Source organism: Bradyrhizobium hipponense, assembly GCF_008123965.1.
In the GTDB taxonomy this organism is placed as follows: Bacteria; Pseudomonadota; Alphaproteobacteria; order Rhizobiales; family Xanthobacteraceae; genus Bradyrhizobium; species Bradyrhizobium hipponense.
In genome coordinates this window covers 1-3757 of the sequence record NZ_VSTH01000174.1, presented here as the reverse complement: position 1 = coordinate 3757, position 3757 = coordinate 1, and the positions used below count along the sequence as shown (strand labels likewise).

General features: G+C 64.6%; 6 protein-coding genes. 2 read left to right on the top strand and 4 right to left on the bottom strand.

The features are described from left to right. Nucleotides 1-26: 26 nt before the first annotated feature. The 4 genes from FXV83_RS37540 to FXV83_RS45025 all read right to left on the bottom strand — a co-directional run bounded on the left by FXV83_RS37540 (nt 27) and on the right by FXV83_RS45025 (nt 2810). Entirely contained in the window at nt 27-272 is a 246-nt protein-coding gene (locus FXV83_RS37540) for a PilZ domain-containing protein (RefSeq protein WP_187436442.1), read from the bottom strand. A 153-nt stretch (nt 273-425) separates the two neighbouring features. Further along, nucleotides 426-863, bottom strand: coding sequence for a hypothetical protein (locus FXV83_RS37535; protein ID WP_148744811.1), 438 nt, complete (start codon nt 861-863; stop codon nt 426-428). Between the two features lie 181 nt (nt 864-1044). Next, nucleotides 1045-2406, bottom strand: coding sequence for a T6SS phospholipase effector Tle1-like catalytic domain-containing protein (locus tag FXV83_RS37530; protein ID WP_148744809.1), 1362 nt, complete (start codon nt 2404-2406; stop codon nt 1045-1047). A 269-nt stretch (nt 2407-2675) separates the two neighbouring features. Continuing rightward, on the bottom strand, nt 2676-2810 hold the full coding sequence (locus FXV83_RS45025; RefSeq protein WP_283811745.1) for a hypothetical protein: 135 nt from the start codon (nt 2808-2810) through the stop codon (nt 2676-2678). Nucleotides 2811-3043: 233 nt separating this feature from the next. Between FXV83_RS45025 and FXV83_RS37520 the strand changes: the two genes are divergently transcribed. Together FXV83_RS37520 and FXV83_RS37515 are read left to right on the top strand one after the other, a co-directional pair. After that, a complete protein-coding gene (locus FXV83_RS37520) occupies nt 3044-3307 on the top strand; it encodes a hypothetical protein (protein WP_148744805.1) in 264 nt (87 codons plus the stop codon). Continuing rightward, on the top strand, nt 3304-3600 hold the full coding sequence (locus tag FXV83_RS37515) for a hypothetical protein (protein WP_148744803.1): 297 nt from the start codon (nt 3304-3306) through the stop codon (nt 3598-3600). The genes FXV83_RS37520 and FXV83_RS37515 overlap by 4 nt, the downstream gene beginning before the upstream one ends. Nucleotides 3601-3757 lie beyond the last annotated feature (157 nt).

Sequence of the window (3757 nt, the reverse complement as noted above, 5' to 3'; positions counted from 1 at the left end):
CCTCCAGGGGAGGGTAAGCAGATCCCTCAAAACACCACGCCCACGCGCGTGCCGCGCTTCCAGGCGATGCGGCAGCGTTTTTTGGTGTTGACGTGGAGCAGCTCGAAGCGGTCGGGGATTTTCACCTGGCCGCCGAGATCGACGCAGGCGCCGCCGGGCGAATAGTCGATCAGCGTGCACGGGATCACCGGCGCGCGGGGGTCGGTGATGATCTTGGCCTGGCGGGACACCAGGCCTGCGGGTTTGACCCGGGCATGTCGTCGCGGATGCATTGGCACTCTCCTCCAATTCCGCAGGGCTCGCGGTGGTGGGTTGCAATGATGCCGGATAAGTTGATGCGATACGGCTAAGGCGCGGGTGAGAATTTTAATGAAAAATGGTGGTAGCGAGGTGGGGCGCTGCCCGCGCCTCGCTCGACCCTGGTCCTAGCGCACGCGTTCGAGCGAGATGAAGCTGCGGTTGCTCGCCTCGTACTGGAAGGCATAGACGTTGGCTTCCTGGCAGCTATCGCCGACGGCGGCCCGGCGCTCGAGGTCCTTGAACTGGGTGAATTTCCGGCCCGTCGCGTCGGCGTCGTACTTGACGTGGACCTTCGGCGAGGAGTTCTCGTTCGAGCGATCGTAGCGGTGCGCGATCTTCCAGGCGTCGCCGGGCGAGAGGAAGCGAGTCTCCCAGTCGCCGTCGCCGACCTTGCGCATGTAGGTGATATTGGCCCTGGTGTCGTTCCTCAGGCAGACCACGCCATAGTGCTTGTCGTTGGCAGCCTCGGCCGCCGCCGACCACATCGCCGCGGCCGCAACGCCGAGCGCAATCGCAGAGTGTGTCATGGAAAAATGCGCGACGGGAAATGAGGACTTCGTCATTGGAAAATCTCCTTGGTCGAATTCACCTTCGTTGGTGAAGGTCGGGTGCAAGGAGGATACGAACTAACTAAGCCGGATGCGCATGATCCAGCTCACAATCTCTGCGCTAGCCGACCGACCGGCCGCGAGACATCTTGTCGCGGCTGGCTCTGCCATCGTCCTGGTTCGCGGCGACAACCCCTCATCCGGCTTCGCGTGCCGCGAAGCCACCTTCTCCCACAGGGGGAGAAGGAAAGTCGCACACCTCCACCTCCGCCGCGACCTCCACTCCCTCCCGCACCGGCATCGGCACTGTCACAAAACTCTTCGGCATGTTCACCGGCCGGTAATCCGGCATGCTTGCCATCCGCTTCACCACGCTCTCATGCACATGGGCGCCTTCGGGGATCACGCGCGGCTCGCAGTCGGGGATGTAGAAGCCGAGCACCACTGTCCGCTCCGGCCATTCCTTGTAGGTCGCGCGCTTCGGCACGAACTCCAGCAGCCGCCAGGCCGCATTCATCGAATCGTGCAGCTTGCCGCCCACATCCGGCGCGACATATTTGAACGGTGAGTTCTTGCGCTGGACGCCCCAGGCGAGCTGGTTCACCGTGCGCGGATTGAACTTCAGCCCCGCTTTGTCCGCTTCCTCCAGCATCCAGATCAACGGATATTTCGACACCGCGCTCTCGGTCTCCGGATAGCCGCCGCCGACGTCGCAATGCACGCCTGAGAACCACACCTGCAGAATGTCCTGCGGCCCCTTCTTGTCGTCGGGCACGAAGCGGTTGCTCCAATATTCCTGCGGCGCCTCCCACTGTTTCAGGCGGAACATGCAGCGCCGCTCGTCGATCGAGATCGCCTGGCGAAAGATCTGCACGCTCGGATTTCGCAGCGTGAAGGCGAGCTCCTCGAAGCTCGGCAGATAGAACCGGTCGGCGCGCGGTACGATCACGCTCGCCACCGTGTCCCACACGCCGATGAAATGGATGGTCGGCCAGCGCGACGAGGTGATGCGGGCGAACTGCGCGGCGAGATCGAACTTGTCCTTGGGCAGCGGCCCGTCCTCGTCGCTGCCGACGTCGGTGAGGTCGGCGACATCGTTGCCGCGCCCCGATCCCGAATATTGCTTGTAGGCGACGAGGCCCGAGCCTGCGAGGTTGGCCTGCTCCGGCGAGATCAGCCCGATCTTGTGGATCAGCCCCGCGAGCACCCGCACCGTGTAGGCGCCGCGCGAAAAGCCGAACAGGTAGATCTTGTCGCCCGGCACATAATTCTCGACCAGGAAGCGGTAGGCCGAGAGCACGTTGTCGTCGAGCCCGTAGCCGGTGGCGAGCCCCAGCACCAGATTGATGTTGGCCTTGAAGCGGTGCCACGTCGACGGCTCCGTCACCGTGCCGACGCCGGGATCATAATACACCAGCTGCCGCGGCCGCGTCTTGTCGGTCTTGCGCAGGCAGCGATACAGTTTCAGGACGTTGGAGATGTTCTCCGAGATCTCGTTGCCGGTGCCGTCGCAGCAGATAACGAGGTTTTTCGGCTCGGATATGTGCTCGTGCTCCACAGGTGGCCCCTCCGGGTGATACTACCCCGGCGAGTATAGCCCAAATGCGCGGAGGAGAGGAGACGGTGGCGCTCTCTTACCCTCCCCTGGAGGGGGAGGGTCGGCTCGCAGCGCGATAGCGATGCGAGACGGGGTGGGGTGATCTCTCAACACGGGCAGTGTGCGATGCGGAGAGACCGTCACCCCACCCCGCTACGCATTGCGCTACGCTCCATGCGTAGCGACCCTCCCCCTCCAGGGGAGGGTAAGGATCCCTGCGCCGCTTAAACCTACTTCTTCTTCGCCGGCCCGAAATCCGGCTGCCAGCCGGCTTCCTTGCGGCTGGGCGCTGCGGCGATCACCTTGGCTTTGTCTTTTTTCGGCTTCTTGGTTTCGCGATTGCTGCGTTGTTGTCCCTTGGCCATGACGTCCGTCTCCTGTGCTGGTCTGAGTTCGCCCGGATCCGAGATGCGATGATGCAAGCGAGCCTACGCCTGCGTCACGCCCATAGCGAGAGCTAAAAGGGCGCGCGACAGTGCCGCGCTGCGGCGCAAGCGCCCGTGCGCGGACATTAAGGCTGGCTATTGCCCGGCAAGGGGCGCATGGTCACAGGCAGCTGGCGTCGGTTGGGGCCCCCCTTTGCGAAAGGCAGGCGTGCATGACCATCCGCTCGCGGCGAGAAACAATCACCTTCAAGCATCCATTCCACATCCGCGGCATCGCGCGCGAGTTGCCGGCCGGCGCCTATGAGGTCGTCACCGACGAGGAGACGATCGAGAGCCTGACCTTCTCGGCCTATCGCCGCATCGCCACCATGATCACGGTGCCTGCCGAAGGCGCGCACGGCGCGGTGGAGATGCTGTCGATCGGCTCGGTCGACCTTGCCAATGCGCAGGCCGCCGACGCGAGCGCCGCCACATGACTGACCACACCGTCGATCTCGACAAGCACCGCGGCATGGCCGCGCAGAAGGCGACCGATCTGCGCCGCGCGCTGGCCGAGGTCGAGGCCAATGTCAGGGAGCTGCGCGAGCGCGAGGCCGATCTGGAAAACCGCATGATGACGGTGCCTGCGATGTCCTGGCCCGAGGCCGCGGTGAAGGCCCGCCATTTGCTCAACCTCTATGCCGCGAGCCTGCCCACCGAAGACACCCGCCACCGCGCCCTGGTGGCCGCCCTGTTCGACGATTTCGCGAGACTCAACGGCGACGGCTGAGGACGATGCCGGCCAAGGCGGCGGTGCCGCTTCACCTCTCCCGCTTGCGGGAGAGGTCGGCGCGCCCCGGGCGATGCGAAGCATCGTCCCGCGCGCGGCGGGTGAGGGCTCTCTCCTCGTTGGGGTTCTCGCCTGCGGAGACACCCCCACCCCAACC

What these genes read in the sequence shown, in the direction of transcription:
- FXV83_RS37540 (WP_187436442.1), bottom strand. Translation starts at nt 272, where the DNA reads ATGCATCCGCGACGACATGCCCGGGTCAAACCCGCAGGCCTGGTGTCC.
- FXV83_RS37535 (WP_148744811.1), bottom strand. Translation starts at nt 863, where the DNA reads ATGACGAAGTCCTCATTTCCCGTCGCGCATTTTTCCATGACACACTCT.
- FXV83_RS45025 (WP_283811745.1), bottom strand. Translation starts at nt 2,810, where the DNA reads ATGGCCAAGGGACAACAACGCAGCAATCGCGAAACCAAGAAGCCGAAA.
- FXV83_RS37520 (WP_148744805.1), top strand. Translation starts at nt 3,044, where the DNA reads ATGACCATCCGCTCGCGGCGAGAAACAATCACCTTCAAGCATCCATTC.
- FXV83_RS37515 (WP_148744803.1), top strand. Translation starts at nt 3,304, where the DNA reads ATGACTGACCACACCGTCGATCTCGACAAGCACCGCGGCATGGCCGCG.